A 14,025-nucleotide genomic window follows, 5' to 3' on the forward strand; every position below is an offset into this window, starting at 1 on the left:
ACTCCCGGGGTCATGATCGTCGAGGGCGCCGAGCCGTGGCCGCCTTGCGGCGCGAGCTGCCGCGCCGGGTCCCGCGGGGCGAGCGCGCCGCCGGGGCCTGCTCGCCCCGGGCGCTGTGCAGCGCCTCGCGCATCCGCCCCGCATCGGCGGCAGCGAGCAGGCCATGCAGGTCCTCGACCAGGGCCGCGAGGAAGGGCGCCGGGGCCTCGGCCTGCTCGGCGATGGCGCCCAGGCGCTGCTCCCAGAGGGCGGTACGCTCGGGGCGGCCCACCGCCTCGGGCAGCGAGGCGATCAGCGCGCTGCCGAGCCGCGTGGCACGCAGCGCCTTGGCCTGGCGCACCAGGTAGCCGCGCTCCACCAGCGTCTCGATGATCCCGGCGCGGGTCGCCTCGGTGCCCAGGCCGTCGTGCTCGCGCAGGGTGCGCCGCACGGCCGGGTCCTCGACATAGCGGGCAATGTTCATCATCGCCTTGATCAGGCTGGCGTCGGTGAAGGGCTCCGGCGGGCGGGTCTCGCGGTCCTCGACGCCGGCCTCCTGGACCCGGCACGCCTCGCCCTCGGTGAGCGGCGGCAGCGGTGGCGCCTCGTCACGGGTGGTGAACAGCGGCTTCCAGCCGGGGTCGAGGAGCTCCTGGCCCCGGGCGCGGAAGCCTTCGCCGACGATGGTGAATTCCGCCTTCACTTCGCGGGTGGAAAGCGCGGGATAGAACTGCGCCAGGACGTTGCGGGCAATCAGCCGGAAGACATCGGCCTCGGCCTTCTCGAGTCGCGCGAGGTCGGCGGGCTTGCCGGTGGGCGCCAGGGCGTGGTGGGCGCCAACCTTGCGGTCGTCCCAGGCCCGGGAGCGCCGCGAGAAATCCGCCCCGGCAAGCCACTGGCGCAGGGTCTCGTCCTGGCGGCAGGCGCCCTCCAGGGTGGCCCGCGCCGCGGCGAAATGCTCCTCGGGGAGGTAGCGGCAGTCCGAGCGCGGGTAGGTGATCAGCTGGTGGCGCTCGTAGAGGCGCTGGCAGATGTCCAGGGTCGCCTTGGCGGAGAGGCCATGGCGGCGTGCCACGTCCACCTGCAGCGCCGAGAGCGAGTAGGGCAGGGGGGCGGCCTGGCGCCTGTCGCGGCGCTCGAGTGCCGTGAGCCGACCCTCGGCACCGGGCAGCCGCTCGGCCAGGGCGGCGGCCGGCTCCCGGGCCAGCAGGCGTCCCTGGTCGTCGAGGGGGTGGGCCTCCCCGGGTACCCACCAGGCGCGCAGCCGGCCCTGCGCGACGGCGAGATCGGCCCACAGCACGAAGAAGGGCTTGGCGACGAAGTCGCGGATCTCGGCGTCGCGACGCACCACCAGCCCGAGCACCGGGGTCTGGACACGGCCTACCGAGAGCACGCCGTCGTGGCCGGCCTGGCGGCCGGTGAGCGTCCAGGCGCGGGTCAGGTTGATGCCGTAGAGCCAGTCGGCCCGGGCACGGCACTGGGCCGCCCGATAGAGCGGCTCGAAACGGCCATTGTCCTCGAGCCGGGCGAGCGCGCGCTGCACCGCCGGGCGGTTGAGGTCGCTGACCAGCAGCCGGGACACCGGGCCCTTCCAGCCCAGGTGCTCGATCACCTCCTGCACCAGCAGCTGCCCCTCGCGGTCGGGGTCGCCGGCATGCACCACCTCGCGGGCGGACTTCAGCAGCCGACGGATCACCGCCAGCTGGCCGCGGGCCTTGGGGCGAGGCATCAGCTTCCAGCGACTCGGCAGGATCGGCAGCTGGTCGAGGCGCCACTGCTTCAGGGCGGGGTCATAGGCATCGGGCGGCGCCTGTTCCAGCAGGTGGCCCAGGCACCAGGTGACCGTGGTCTCACCCACCGCCAGCGCGCCCTCCTGCTTGCGGGGCGAGCCGGGCAGGGCCTTGGCGATGGCCCGGGCCAGGCTGGGTTTCTCGGCGATGATCAGTCGCATGATGACTCGTCGCGGTGAATGACATGGACATTCTTCCAGTATTCGCCACGCCATGCCAAGTGTAAGCTGCACCAGGATGTGTACAATGCTTGTACAATAGTGATCACGGGAGAGAGCGCATGCGCGAACGTGGCCGTACCCGGCGCCTGCTGGGACTCGGGGCCCGCACCGGCGGGGCGCTGATCCGCACCCGGATGGGCGGGCAGGCCGACTGGCGGGCCCTGGGCGAGGCCCTCTTCGAGGGGCTCTCCGAGCTGAAAGGGCCGGCGATGAAGCTGGCCCAGATCATGTCGCAGTGGGACGACCTGCTGCCGCCGGACCTCGCCGAGGAGCTCGCCCGCCTGCAGCGCCAGGCGGAGCCGATGCCCTGGGCGGGTATCCGCCGTACCCTGGTCGCGCAGTACGGCGACCTGGAGGCGGTGTTTGCCGGCATCGAGGAGACCCCCTTCGCCAGCGCCTCCATGGGCCAGGTGCACCGCGCCACGACCCGGGACGGCGAGACCCTGGTGCTCAAGGTGCAGTATCCCGGCCTCGCCGAGGTGCTGGAGAGCGACCTGGCGCAGGTGCGTCGCCTGATGCGCCTGGGGCGCTGGTTCAAGGTTCCCCAGGCACGCCTGGATGCGCTCTTCGAAGAGCTGGCGGCGAGCCTGCGCGGCGAGCTGGACTACCACGCCGAGGCCGAGGCGCTGGCCCGCTACCGGGCGCGCTACGCCCATCTCGACAGCCTGGTGATCCCCGAGCCGCTGGTGGAGCTCTCCGGTGAGCGGGTGCTTGCCATGCGCTACGAGCCCGGTACACCGCTACGTGAGCTGGAGGCCGGCAATGACGCCCTGCGTCAACGCGTGGCCCAGACCCTGGCGGACTGGATCACCGAGGAGCTTTTCACCCATGGCGAACTGCATGCCGACCCCCATGCCGGCAACTTTGCCGTCAACGACCGGGGGCAGCTGGTCGTCTACGACCTGGGCGCGGTGATCCCGGTACCCGAGGCACGCCTGGCCGCGATGATGCAGCTGCTGGAGGCCACCCTGGCGAAGGACCCCATGGCCATGGACGAGGCGCTGCTCAAGATGGGCGGCCGCCAGGGACAGGGTGCGCCCCTGGCCCTCTACCGCGAGGCGGCCGAGGCGGTGGAGCCGCTCTTCCGCCCCGGCGAGCAGGACTTCGGCGACGTGCGGGTGCACCGTCGCCTGCGCGAGCTCTCGCCGAAGGTCTGGGCGGCCATGGACCGCCTCCAGCCCCCGGCGGACACGCTGCTGCTGTCGCGCACCCTCAACGGCCACTACTGGAACCTGGTGCGCCTCGGCGCGCGACTCGACATGGCCGGGCGCACCCGGCCGCTGTTTGCCAGGGGGCACGTCTGACCCTCCCGGACAGGCGCCCGACCCACCTGCCCAGCCTGGCGCCGGACTGGTAGACTATGCCGTTTTCCAAAGGTTGGAGTGCGCGATGCTGGCAGTATGGGTAGAACAGCTGCTGGGCTTTGCCTCGGGTGCCCTGGCGGCCATTCGCCAGGACGAGCGCTACCCCACGCTGATGGCCTGGGCCCGCGACGAGGGACCGGCCCTGGTCGGCGGTAACCTGGCGCTGGCCCAGGCGCTGGCCCCGGAGCTGTGGTCGCAGACCCCGCTGGCGCGACTCGACTTCGCCGCCGAGCCGCTGGCCCGGCCCGGGCGCAACGAGCCCTGCTGGTGCGATTCCGGGCGCAAGACCAAGCACTGCTGCGGGGCGGTCAGCCTGCCCGGCCACGTGCCGCCGCACCTGATGTGGATGCTCTCGCTGCGCGACTGGAAGGGCGAGACCCTCAAGGCCGCCCTGGCCAGCGGCCGGGCTCCGGCCCAGGCGCTGCTGGAGGCCGGCCTGATCGCCGCCGAGTCCGGCCAGCGCGGGCGGGCCCAGCAGATCCTCGAGTCGCTGTTCGAGCGTGCCGACTGGTTGACCCTCCCCGAGCAGGCCGAGCCCGCCTTCGAGATCCTCATCGACCTCTACCAGGAGCGCGGTTTCCACCGCAAGCGCGAGGCGCTGCTCGACGCGGTGCTCGACCGCGGGCCGCTGTTCCTGCGCGGCGTGGCCCTGGAACGGCTCTGCCTGATGCACCTGGACAACGACGACCTGGACAGCGCCCGGGCGGCCTTCGTGCGCGCTCAGCAGGCCCTGCCCGACTCGCCGACCCTGGCCTACATCGAGGCCATGCTTCTGCTCCACGAGGGTCATGAGCAGGAGGCCGCCGAGCGCTCGCGCTTCTGGTTTCGGCGCCTGGCCCGCCAGGGCGACCTGGACCCCGACCAGCTGCAGTTCCTGGCCGACCTGGCCGAGAACCCCGGGGCGACCCTCGCCGACCAGCTGCTCAGTGCCGAGGAGGACCTGGCCGAGCCGCTGGTGGCCCTGCAGGCGCTGCTGGAGTCGCTGCCCGTGGCCCCGCGCCTGGAGATCCACCGCGCTGACGACGGCGGCCTCGAATACCATACCACCGCCCGCGAGGACACCCTGTTCGCCGCCTGGCAGAAGGTCTTCCGGGCGCAGGTCGAGAGCGACGCCCCGATGGGCTTCGACGATGACCCCTGGCCGCATGCCGGGGAGTGGCTGCCGGCGCTCTGCGCCCATCCCGAGTGGCTGGACGCCCCCGCCGTGGTGCAATCCCTGGCGCTGGCACTGGCCAGTCGCTTCGGTAGCCTGCCGTGGATGGCGCCGAGCCTGTTCGAGCCCCTGGCGAGCCGCCTGGAGCGCTGGCTCGAGCAGGTGCGCGCCGAGGGCGAGGGGGCCTTCCTGTGGGACAGCGCCGACAACGCCGTGCTGCTGCGTACCGGCCTGGCGCTGGTGGTGGGCATGGAGCGCGGCGCCCGGGCGCGCTCCCGTGAGCTCGCCGAACGGCTGCTTACCCTGGACGACCAGGACAGCCTGGGCCTGCGCGAGCTGGTCCTCGACCAGCTGCTTCGGGAGGGCCGCGACCGTGCGGCCCTGGCCCTGAGCGAACGCGAGCTCGAAGGCGACGACGACGAGACCCCGCCGCTGGGGCTGCTGATGGGGCGGGTGCTGGCGCTCTATCGCCTGGAGCGCCGCGACGAGGCCGCCGAGGCGCTGGGCGAGGTGGCCCGCCACAACCCCCACGCCATGGCCATGCTGTGCGCCGAGAACCCGCGTCCGGTCGGCGGCGGCGAGGGCGTCGCCGACCCCGGCTCCCGTGCTGAGGCGTGGCAGTATCGCACCCTGATGCGCGACCAGTGGCGGACCACGCCGGGGGCGCTTGACTGGCTGCAGGCGCGGCTGGACGGCTGAGCGGCGATCAGGCGACCTCGGGCGCCGGCACCAGCTCGCGGTCGCGGCTGATCCAGATCGCCAGCAGTACGGCCGGCAGCCCCAGCAGCGTCGAGATCAGGAAGAAGGTGGCATAGCCCTCGCCGCTGACCACCAGGCCGCCGAAGCCGCTGAGGAACTTGCCCGGCAGGGTCATCAGCGACGAGAAGAGGGCGTACTGGGTGGCCGTGTAGGCACGCGAGGTGAGGCTCGAGAGGAAGGCGATGAAGACGGCGCTGGCCAGACCATTGGCCAGGTTGTCGCCGATGATCGCCATCACCAGCATCGGCAGGCTCTGGCCGGCCAGCGCCAGGGCCGCGAACAGCAGGTTGGTCAGCGCCGCGGCCACCGCCCCCAGCACCAGGATCGGCCCGATGCCGTAGCGGGCCACCAGCAGCCCCCCCAGGATCCCGCCACCGATACTCATGGCGATGCCGAAGACGTTGGTGACATTGGCGATGGTGGCCAGCGTGAAGCCGAGGTCGATATAGAGCGGGTTGGCCATGGAGGCCATGGCCAGGTCGCTGATCCGGAACACCGCCACGAACAGCAGCAGCCACAGCGCCTTGCGGCGGTGGCGGGTGAAGAAGTCGGTGAAGGGACAGACGATCGCCCCGGTCACCCAGGCGCCCAGCCGCCGCAGCGGCTTCGCCCGTCCGCGGGAGGCGCGCAGGAAGGCGCGCACCCGCGGCTCGTGGATCAGCTGGGTGGTCAGCGAGAGTCGCTCGGGTTCCGGACGCAGCAGCACCGTGATCACGCCGATGCCCACCAGCGCCGCCATGGTCAGGTAGGCCGCCTCCCAGGAGGCCAGCGAGGCCACGTAGAGGGCGCCCGCCCCGGCCGCCAGCAACCCGCCGCGATAGCCGATGATGTAGGTCGAGGCCATGGCGGCCTGGACATCGTCCGGGGCGGACTCGATGCGGAAGGCATCGATGGCGATGTCCTGGGTCGCGCTGCCGAAGGCCACCAGCAGGGCGAAGGCGGCCACCAGGGGCAGGTGGCCCACCGGGTCGACCCCGGCCAGTCCCACCAGGCCGGCGGCGATCATGCCCTGGGCCAGCAGCATCCAGCCGCGGCGCTGGCCGAGGGTGCGGGTCAGCAGCGGCAGCGCCAGCCGGTCCACCACCGGGGCCCAGAAGAACTTGATCGAGTAGAGCATGCCGATCCAGGCGAAGAAGCCGATGGCCGCCACCTCGACCCCGCTGCTGCGCAGCCAGGCCGAGAGGGTCGAGAAGACCAGCAGGAAGGGCAGGCCGGCGGAGAAGCCCAGGAACAGCATGGTGATGACCGGCGCACGCAGGTAGATGGCCAGGGCCTCGCGCCAGCTGCGTCGGGCGGTGGGGGACGGCATGTAGGGCAGCACTCCTTGCGTTGGACGCGACTGAGGCCACGCAGGCCTCGATCATCGGTGGTAAAATCCCGGGTCGGCAGCCGGGCCGGGCAGCGTCCGACCCATGTCATCCGTGCGATCTCCTCCCGGCGGGCACGCGGTGGGATTGTTGCAGAGCCCCGGCAGTGATACTAGGAGCCTGTCGAACTTAACGCTGATCTACTGCGAGATCCGGTCTTTCGGCCAATTTCATTCGATCTGATTCGTTAAATAGCGCGCTATTCGCCTCACCAGATCGATAAACTTGTCCCGAAATCCGGCTCTCTCGTGACGATCGGTCAAATCCGACAGGCCCCTTGCAGGAACCCTTATCAGGAGCGACATGAGCGATTCCGAGATTCGCCAGGCCGAGGCCGATGATGCCGTGCCCCGCTGGTACGTGATCCAGTGCAAGGGCGGAGAGTCCTTCCGCGCGGCCGAGCACCTGGCCAACCAGGGCTACGAGATCTTCCACCCCGTGCTCCAGGTCCAGAAGAAGCGCCGCGGCAAGCTCGAGTGGGTCAGCGAGCCGCTGTTCCCCTACTACCTGTTCATCCGGCTCGATCGCCTGGCCAGCAACTGGCGGCCCATCCGCTCGACCCGCGGCGTGCTGAAGATCGTCACCTTCGGCCTGGACATGCCGGTGCCGGTCAGCGACGAGCTGGTCGAGACGCTGCTCACCCACGGCAGCGGGGAGGAGGACGCGACCTCGAACGTCTACTTCCGCGCCGGCGAGGCGGTGGAGATCACCGAGGGTCCCTTCAAGGACCTCCAGGCCGTGTTCGCCAGCCACAAGGGCGAGGAACGCGCCATCGTGCTGCTCAACATGCTGCACAAGCAGCAGCGCCTGGAGATGCCCGTCGGCCAGCTGCGTCGCCGCGACTAGGCAGTCGCCTCCTTCATACCGCCACTCGCCTCAGGAGACCCCATGACCATCGCCCCGCAACGGGTCGTGACCCTGCACTATGTGCTCAGCGACCGGGACGGCAGTGTCCTCGATGACTCCCGTGCCCGCCGGCAGCCCCTCGAGTACCTTCATGGTCACGGCAACATCATGGCCGGCCTGGAGAACGCCCTGGCAGGCCAGGACGCCGGCGCCCAGCTCTCCGTCACCCTGATGCCGGCCGAGGCCTACGGCCTGCGCGACGAGGCGCTGGTGCGCGAGGTCGGCCGCCATGCCTTCCCGGTGGAAGAGGTCGCGCCGGGCATGCGCTTCCAGACCCCGGGTGACGACGGCCCCGAGATCGTCACCGTACTCGAGGTCCGCGATGACGCCGTGGTCATCGACACCAACCACCCGCTGGCCGGGCAGGTCCTGCGCTACCGCCTCGAGGTGCTGGAGGTCCGCGACGCCACCCGTGCCGAACTCGCCAAGGGCCATCCGCTGCCCCCGGGTACCGATCCCGGCGAGGTCGAGGACAAGAAGATGCCGTGAAAACTGACCTGGATCAACGGATTTCCCGCGACCCGGCGAGGGCGCGGAGAAACTTGATGCAGGTCAGCTTTCTTCCCCACCTGACGGGCTACAGTTCACCCATCACATCGGGACGGGAGGACACCACCATGTATCTGGATGACGCCGTAATCTTCGGGCTCGTAACCGTCGCGATGATGGTCGCTTTCATGGGGGGCTGGGTCGCGTTCATCGTCCGCGACCACCATCGCAAGAACAAGCACTGATCCAGCCGCTTCAAGAGTCGTCAGGGGAGGGGGGAGCTTTCCCCCCAGTAGCCGACCCGCTTGGGTCGGCTTTTTTTCGTCTGCATTGTGCACCTTCCGTGAAAGAAGGCGGGAACGACGCTCGAGGAAGGGGCTGAGGCTGGAGGCGAGGGGGGTGTCATGCCTATCATGAACGGTGTTCGATAACTGGAGGACCCGTCATGAACGATTCCCTGTCAGACGCGACACGCCGCCGCAGGCGTCGTCTGCTCGCCACCCTGGGCGCAGGCCTCGCCGGGGCCTATGTGGCCCCGACCCTGTTCAGCCTGGGCCAGGCCCAGGCCGGGTCACGCCCGAGTTATTCGCGTCCGAGCCATTCCCGCCCGAGCTATTCCCGGCCCAGTGGCAGGGAACGCCACCCATATCGTGACTACCACAGCCGTCGTGACCGCTACCCCCATCGTGATGACCGTCGTCACGACGCGCATCGTGACGGCATTCGGCTGGTCATCTCCCTGCGGCCCAGTCGCTGGTGATGCCGGGTCTGTCGTGGGACCTCTGCCTGCCAGGCCTCGGCCGAGCGCTGCGGCTGACGGGGTGTCCGGACGTGCAGGAGGCCCTGACGTCGGCCATGCCGGGCTGGCCAGTCACGGCCGTGGATGCCACCGGGCCCGCCCCTTCGCTCCGCCTGTGTCACGATGAGGCGGGGTATCGCCAGCACTCGCCGGTCCTCGACGAGGCACTGTTCCTGTCGACCTCCGTCTCTGCGGCAAGCAGCCTGGTCGCCGACCTGGTCGAGGGCTTCTTCTCCCGCCACCGGCAGCTCGTCGGCCTGCACTGCGGTGCGGTGGAGATTGCCGGGCAATTGGTGTTGTTCCCCGAGTCTCATCGGGCCGGCAAGAGCACCCTGACCGCGGCGCTGGCGGCTGCCGGCCAGCGGGTCTTCGGCGATGACGTCCTGGCCCTCACCCCGGCGGGTGAGGGGATGGCGCTGGGCATCGCGCCTCGCCTGCGCCTGCCGTTGCCGGCAAGCCTGGCCCCCGAACTGCATGCCTTTGCCGCGCGACATGCCGGGCCGGAGGATGACCGCTATCGCTTCCTGGCCCTGCCCGACGGGCAACTGGCGCGCCACGGCGAGTGCCTCCCCCTGGGGGCACTGGTGCTGCTGGAACGTGACGACGCCGTGCGTGAGCCTGAGCTGATTGACCTGGCGCCGGGCGAGGGACTGCTGCAGCTGCTGTGTCAGAACTTTGCCCATGACCGGCCCAGCGAGGCGCTGATGGCGCGCTTCCTGCCGCTGATGGAGTCGCTGCCCTGCCGGTTGCTGCGCTATGGGGAGCCGCTGGCGGCGGCGCGCCGGCTGCTGGCCGAGTCGCAGGTGTCCGGCGGGGGGCCGGCAGCATCCCTGACAGTCCATCGGGCCGTGAGCCGAGGGGTGTCGCCGCCGGTGGCGGCCGGCCTCCCCTGGCGGGCGAGCGCCTCGGTGCATGACTATCCCCTGGACGACGAGCTCTTCCTGATCCAGCTGCCGGACGGGGCCATCCACCGGCTGAACGCCACCGGACGGCTGGTCTGGGGCCTGCTCTGCGAGGAGGCGATGTCGGCGGAGGAGCTGGCCGGCCTGCTGGCCGAGCACTACACCATGGCGTCCCGTGAGACGATCGAGAAGGACCTTCGGGCCCTGCTGGGAGAGATGGCCGAGGCCGAGCTGGTCGCCCCGGCCTGAGCTCAGCGCTCGGCGGTGGTGCGCAGCGGGGCGGGACTCGCCGGCGACCAGTGGCGGGCCAGGGCCCGCATCACCCGCTCCGGGTACCAGGTCTTGCCCAGGCTGCCATTGTAGCGGGCCAGCGCCCGGGTCAGGTCACCGTCCTCCACGGCCAGGTAGTGGGCGAGGATCGTGCAGCCATAGCGCAGGTTGCGCCGTGGGTCCTTGAGGTCGTCGGCAGGCAGGCCCAGCTCGCGGATCCAGAACGGCATGATCTGCATCAGGCCCACGGCGCCTGCCGAGGAGACGGCCTCGGCCTGGAAGGCGCTCTCCACCTGGATCACCGCCAGCACCAGCTCTGGTGCCAGGCCGGCCAGCCGTGCCTCATGGTGAATGCGTCCCAGCAGGTCGCGACGCCGTGCCGGGTCCGGCAGGTAGCGGGCGAGGCGCGGCTCCATGTCGTTGAGCCACTGGCGGGCGGCCCAGATCTCGGCGGGCGCAACGGGGGCTCCGCGGATGCTGTCGAGGGTGCCGCGCAGGCTGGCGGGGGCCTCCGGCAGGGCCCGCACGACGGGTGCAGGCGTCTCGGGCGCGAGCGAGGCGGGCAGGGCGGCGATGAAGTCCCCGTCACCCTGGGCCAGCGCGGTGGTGGTGAAGAGGGAGCAGGCCGCCGCCAGGGCGGCGGCCCGGCCGCCCTCAGCGAGCGACCTTCTCGCCCAGGAAGTCGAGGATCTTCTCGGCCGGTACCATGGTTGCGTCACTGTCACGGCGTCCCTTGTACTCCAGTTCCCCCTTGTCCAGGCCGCGGTCGCCGACCACCAGGCGGTGGGGAATGCCCATCAGCTCGTGGTCGGCGAACCGCACGCCGGGGCGCAGGTCGCGGTCATCCAGCAGCACCTCGAAGCCGGCGGCGGTGAGGGCCTGATAGAGCCGCTCGGACTCCTCGCGCACCCGCTGCGACTTGTGGGCGTTCATCGGTACCATCGCGATCTGGAAGGGGGCGATGGCATCCGGCCAGATGATGCCGGCGTCGTCGTGGTTCTGCTCGATGGCGGCGGCCACCACGCGCGTCACCCCGATACCATAGCAGCCCATCCAGGGATGCACGGCACGACCTTCGTCGCCGAGCACGGTGGCGTTCATCGCCTCGCTGTACTTGCGTCCCAGCTGGAAGACGTGGCCCACCTCGATGCCGCGCTTGATGGAAAGCGTGCCCTTGCCGTCCGGCGAGGGGTCGCCCTCGACCACGTTGCGGATGTCATAGGCCGGGGGCAGCGCCACGTCGCGCTCCCAGTTGATCCCGAAGTAGTGCTTGCCGTCGACGTTGGCGCCGGCGCCGAAGTCGCTCATCAGGGCGACCGAGCGGTCGATGATGATCGGCATGTCCAGGTTCACCGGGCCGAGCGAACCGGGGCCGGCACCCACCGCGGCGCGGATCTCCTCTTCGCTGGCCATGGTCAGCGGGGTAGCCACCTCGGGGAGGTTCTCGGCCTTGACCTCGTTGAGCTCGTGGTCACCGCGCACCAGCAGGGCGATCAGGCCGCCCTCGGCGGCGTGGACCATCAGCGTCTTGAGGGTCTTCTCGATGGGCAGGCCATGCTGCTCCACCAGGGCGGCGATGGTGCGGGCATTCGGAGTGTCGACCAGCCGCAGCGCCTCGCCGGGGGCCGGGCGCTGGAGGTCGCTGCCCAGCGGCGCGGGCAGCGCATCGGCCTTCTCCATGTTGGCGGCGTAGTCGGACTCGGTGGAGAAGACGATATCGTCCTCGCCGGAGTCGGCCAGCACGTGGAACTCGTGGGAGCCGGTGCCGCCGATGGCGCCGTTGTCGGCGATCACCGGGCGGAAGTCCAGGCCCAGGCGGGTGAAGATGCGCACATAGGCGTCATACATCACCTGGTAGGTCTCCATCAGCGAGGCCTCGTCCACATGGAAGGAGTAGGCGTCCTTCATGATGAACTCGCGGGAGCGCATCACCCCGAAGCGCGGCCGGATCTCGTCGCGGAACTTGGTCTGGATCTGGTAGAAGTTGGCCGGCAGCTGCTTGTAGCTGGCGATCTCCTTTCGCACCAGGTCGGTGATCACCTCCTCGTGGGTGGGGCCGACGCAGTAGTCGCGCTCGTGACGGTCCTTGAGGCGCAGCAGCTCCGGGCCATACTGCTCCCAGCGGCCCGACTCCTGCCACAGCTCGGCGGGTTGCACCGCCGGCATCAGCACCTCCTGGGCGCCGGCGCGATCCATCTCCTCGCGCACGATGCGCTCCACCTTGCGCAGGGTCTTGAGGCCCAGCGGCAGCCAGGTGTAGAGACCGGAGGTGAGGCGGCGGATCATTCCCGAACGCAGCATCAGCTGATGGCTGACGACCTCGGCGTCGGCAGGGGTTTCCTTCAGGGTGGCGATCAACAGTTGGCTAGCGCGCATGGGTCCGGCGGTTCCTCGAGCGTGTTCGTGCGGGTGACGGAAGCGGGGCCGCAAAGGGCGGCGGCAATGACCGAGCATTGTACGGCCCGCCGTCCGGGGCGGCAAAAGCTTGTGTCTTCCCGGTTCGGCGGGCCGGGGCCGTCGGCCCGGTCAGCCCTCGAGCAGCAGCAGGCGCACCAGCATGCCCAGCACAAGGGTGGTGGAGACGCTGAGCAGGGTGCCGAGCAGCACGTACTCGGTGAGCTTGCGGTCGCGGGAGTCGCGTAGGTCGCCGAAGCGCAGCACCGACTTCGCGGCGAGCAGGAAGCCGACCGCGGTGAGCTGGTCCAGCAGCACCAGGGTCAGCACCAGCAGCCGTTCCAGCACGCCGATGCGCGCCCCGGCGCTGGCCAGGGTACCGGTCTCCTCGAGCTGCTCGCTCCAGCGCTGCATGACCAGGGCGATGGCGATCGAGAGCGGTCGCGTGACCAGCAGGTAGGCGGCCGCCATCCCCAGCACCGTCGGCGAGGTGAGCCAGGCGGCGAGCTCGCGCAGCGGGGCCAGGCTGGCGAGCCAGGCCAGCCAGAGCCCCAGCAGCACCAGCAGATGGGCGGCCTGGTCGAGCAGGAACCAGCGCACTTCGCCGGCCGGCAACCGGGCCTTGGCCAGGTCGATCAACCAGTGGCTGGCGGCCACCGTCAGGGCGCCGAGCAGCACCCCGGCCAGGCCCCGGGGCATGGCCGCACTCGCCACCAGCAGCACGCCCCCGGCGAGCAGGCCGTGCAGGCCGGCATGCTGGAGCAGGTGCTTCGAGCGGTGGCGCAGCCGGTAGCGCTCCTCCACCCAGGGCCGGGGCTGCAGCAGGAAGTCGCCGACCAGGTGGGCCAGTACCAGGCCCATGAGCAGCGACAGGGCATCGGCGCTCATGGCGTTCCCTCCTCGTCGGCGAGGCGCTGTCGCAGGTAGTCGAGGGTGTCGGAGAGCAGGGCCCAGCGGGCGGCGCGCAGGCGCTTGTGCACGCTGGGCTGGCGGATGCCGAGGCGCTCGGCCAGGGCCTGCTGGGAGGCGTCATGGCGCAGGCTCAGCCCGACGACCTCGGCGGAGAAGGATGACCAGCCGTCGAGCAGGTCGTCGATGAAGCGGATAAGCAGGGCGAGGCCGGGGTCCTCGGGTGCCTCGAGCCGGGTCAGCGACAGGTGGGCGCTGGTATCGGCCAGGGCATCCAGGGCGCGCCCCGAGGCGACGAAGGTGGCGCCGTCGGCCGCCGCGACGCCGCGCTCCGCCGGCCCGACCGCCACGGCGATACGGGCATCCCAGCGCTGGTCGGGCTCGGAGTGCTCGATCAGCGCCGCCCGCAAGGCCACGGCCGCCTCCATGGCCGGCGCCGCCCGGGGCAGGGCGAGCTGGAAGCCGTCGCCCCGGAAGCGTTCGCCGTGGCCGCCATGCCGGGAGGCCAGCTCGGCCAGGCTCTCATCCAGCAGCCGGTAGAGGCGAGGTCGGTCCTCGACCTTGCGCGAGTCGATCACGTCGCCGGTCAGCACCGCGATGTGCTGTGGCATGGGTTTCCTCCCTCCTTCGGGACGTGTCTCTAGTATAGCCCTTCAGGGCTATTTGTCACCCTGATAGCCCTTAATGGCTATATTCTTTATATAAAGCCTCTAAGGGCTATAT

13 protein-coding genes are annotated in these 14,025 nt (G+C 70.6%); 7 read left to right on the plus strand and 6 right to left on the minus strand.

The window, feature by feature from the left end; genetic code table 11:
• Positions 1 to 10: 10 nt before the first annotated feature.
• On the minus strand, positions 11 to 1,930 hold the full coding sequence (locus tag DFP85_RS10635) for a DNA topoisomerase III (protein WP_133636265.1): 1,920 nt from the start codon (positions 1,928 to 1,930) through the stop codon (positions 11 to 13).
• Between the two features lie 119 nt (positions 1,931 to 2,049).
• On the opposite strand from DFP85_RS10635, the gene DFP85_RS10640 reads away from it, so the two are divergent.
• Together DFP85_RS10640 and DFP85_RS10645 are read left to right on the plus strand one after the other, a co-directional pair.
• On the plus strand, positions 2,050 to 3,294 hold the full coding sequence (locus DFP85_RS10640; protein ID WP_133636266.1) for an ABC1 kinase family protein: 1,245 nt from the start codon (positions 2,050 to 2,052) through the stop codon (positions 3,292 to 3,294).
• Between the two features lie 85 nt (positions 3,295 to 3,379).
• Positions 3,380 to 5,206, plus strand: a complete 1,827-nt coding sequence (locus tag DFP85_RS10645; RefSeq protein WP_133636267.1) for an SEC-C domain-containing protein — start codon at positions 3,380 to 3,382, stop codon at positions 5,204 to 5,206.
• A 7-nt stretch (positions 5,207 to 5,213) separates the two neighbouring features.
• Here DFP85_RS10645 and DFP85_RS10650 read toward each other — a convergent pair whose 3' ends face one another.
• The gene (locus tag DFP85_RS10650; protein WP_133636268.1) at positions 5,214 to 6,575 is read right to left on the minus strand and encodes an AmpG family muropeptide MFS transporter; all 1,362 of its coding nucleotides are present in this window, start codon (positions 6,573 to 6,575) and stop codon (positions 5,214 to 5,216) included.
• A gap of 361 nt (positions 6,576 to 6,936) precedes the next feature.
• Here DFP85_RS10650 and rfaH point away from each other — a divergent pair, with 361 nt between their 5' ends.
• The 5 genes from rfaH (at position 6,937) to DFP85_RS10675 (ending at position 9,978) form a co-directional block, all read left to right on the plus strand.
• Positions 6,937 to 7,479, plus strand: a complete 543-nt coding sequence (gene rfaH / locus DFP85_RS10655) for a transcription/translation regulatory transformer protein RfaH (protein WP_133636269.1) — start codon at positions 6,937 to 6,939, stop codon at positions 7,477 to 7,479.
• A gap of 42 nt (positions 7,480 to 7,521) precedes the next feature.
• A complete protein-coding gene (locus tag DFP85_RS10660; RefSeq protein WP_133636270.1) occupies positions 7,522 to 8,028 on the plus strand; it encodes an FKBP-type peptidyl-prolyl cis-trans isomerase in 507 nt (168 codons plus the stop codon).
• On the plus strand, positions 8,025 to 8,273 hold the full coding sequence (ccoM, locus tag DFP85_RS10665; RefSeq protein WP_133636271.1) for a cytochrome c oxidase subunit CcoM: 249 nt from the start codon (positions 8,025 to 8,027) through the stop codon (positions 8,271 to 8,273). Before DFP85_RS10660 ends, ccoM begins: the two co-directional genes overlap by 4 nt.
• Positions 8,274 to 8,473: 200 nt before the next feature.
• Positions 8,474 to 8,788 carry a hypothetical protein gene (locus tag DFP85_RS10670; protein ID WP_133636272.1) on the plus strand — a complete coding sequence of 105 codons (315 nt, stop codon included), beginning with the start codon at positions 8,474 to 8,476 and terminating at the stop codon, positions 8,786 to 8,788.
• Between the two features lie 95 nt (positions 8,789 to 8,883).
• Complete coding sequence (locus tag DFP85_RS10675) at positions 8,884 to 9,978, plus strand: PqqD family protein (protein WP_166644634.1); 1,095 nt, start codon at positions 8,884 to 8,886, stop codon at positions 9,976 to 9,978.
• Positions 9,979 to 9,980: 2 nt separating this feature from the next.
• Here the strand turns inward: DFP85_RS10675 and DFP85_RS10680 are convergent, their stop codons facing one another.
• The 4 genes from DFP85_RS10680 to DFP85_RS10695 all read right to left on the minus strand — a co-directional run bounded on the left by DFP85_RS10680 (position 9,981) and on the right by DFP85_RS10695 (position 13,913).
• Positions 9,981 to 10,718: a lytic transglycosylase domain-containing protein gene (locus tag DFP85_RS10680; protein WP_424955091.1), complete on the minus strand. Its 738-nt coding sequence runs from the start codon at positions 10,716 to 10,718 to the stop codon at positions 9,981 to 9,983.
• Positions 10,654 to 12,375, minus strand: a complete 1,722-nt coding sequence (locus tag DFP85_RS10685; RefSeq protein WP_133636274.1) for a proline--tRNA ligase — start codon at positions 12,373 to 12,375, stop codon at positions 10,654 to 10,656. Before DFP85_RS10685 ends, DFP85_RS10680 begins: the two co-directional genes overlap by 65 nt.
• A 150-nt stretch (positions 12,376 to 12,525) precedes the next feature.
• A complete protein-coding gene (locus tag DFP85_RS10690) occupies positions 12,526 to 13,281 on the minus strand; it encodes a DUF3307 domain-containing protein (RefSeq protein ID WP_133636275.1) in 756 nt (251 codons plus the stop codon).
• Positions 13,278 to 13,913, minus strand: coding sequence for a hypothetical protein (locus tag DFP85_RS10695; RefSeq protein ID WP_133636276.1), 636 nt, complete (start codon positions 13,911 to 13,913; stop codon positions 13,278 to 13,280). The genes DFP85_RS10690 and DFP85_RS10695 overlap by 4 nt, the downstream gene beginning before the upstream one ends.
• Positions 13,914 to 14,025 lie beyond the last annotated feature (112 nt).

The organism is Halomonas ventosae, from assembly GCF_004363555.1.
Lineage (GTDB): Bacteria > Pseudomonadota > Gammaproteobacteria > Pseudomonadales > Halomonadaceae > Halomonas > Halomonas ventosae.

Bases quoted from the DNA above. Each gene is read 5' to 3' on its own strand.
- DFP85_RS10690 (WP_133636275.1), bottom strand. From the start codon at position 13,281: ATGAGCGCCGATGCCCTGTCGCTGCTCATGGGCCTGGTACTGGCCCAC.
- rfaH (WP_133636269.1), top strand. From the start codon at position 6,937: ATGAGCGATTCCGAGATTCGCCAGGCCGAGGCCGATGATGCCGTGCCC.
- DFP85_RS10645 (WP_133636267.1), top strand. From the start codon at position 3,380: ATGCTGGCAGTATGGGTAGAACAGCTGCTGGGCTTTGCCTCGGGTGCC.
- DFP85_RS10660 (WP_133636270.1), top strand. From the start codon at position 7,522: ATGACCATCGCCCCGCAACGGGTCGTGACCCTGCACTATGTGCTCAGC.
- DFP85_RS10650 (WP_133636268.1), bottom strand. From the start codon at position 6,575: ATGCCGTCCCCCACCGCCCGACGCAGCTGGCGCGAGGCCCTGGCCATC.
- DFP85_RS10675 (WP_166644634.1), top strand. From the start codon at position 8,884: ATGCCGGGCTGGCCAGTCACGGCCGTGGATGCCACCGGGCCCGCCCCT.
- DFP85_RS10635 (WP_133636265.1), bottom strand. From the start codon at position 1,930: ATGCGACTGATCATCGCCGAGAAACCCAGCCTGGCCCGGGCCATCGCC.
- DFP85_RS10670 (WP_133636272.1), top strand. From the start codon at position 8,474: ATGAACGATTCCCTGTCAGACGCGACACGCCGCCGCAGGCGTCGTCTG.
- DFP85_RS10685 (WP_133636274.1), bottom strand. From the start codon at position 12,375: ATGCGCGCTAGCCAACTGTTGATCGCCACCCTGAAGGAAACCCCTGCC.
- DFP85_RS10640 (WP_133636266.1), top strand. From the start codon at position 2,050: ATGCGCGAACGTGGCCGTACCCGGCGCCTGCTGGGACTCGGGGCCCGC.
- DFP85_RS10695 (WP_133636276.1), bottom strand. From the start codon at position 13,913: ATGCCACAGCACATCGCGGTGCTGACCGGCGACGTGATCGACTCGCGC.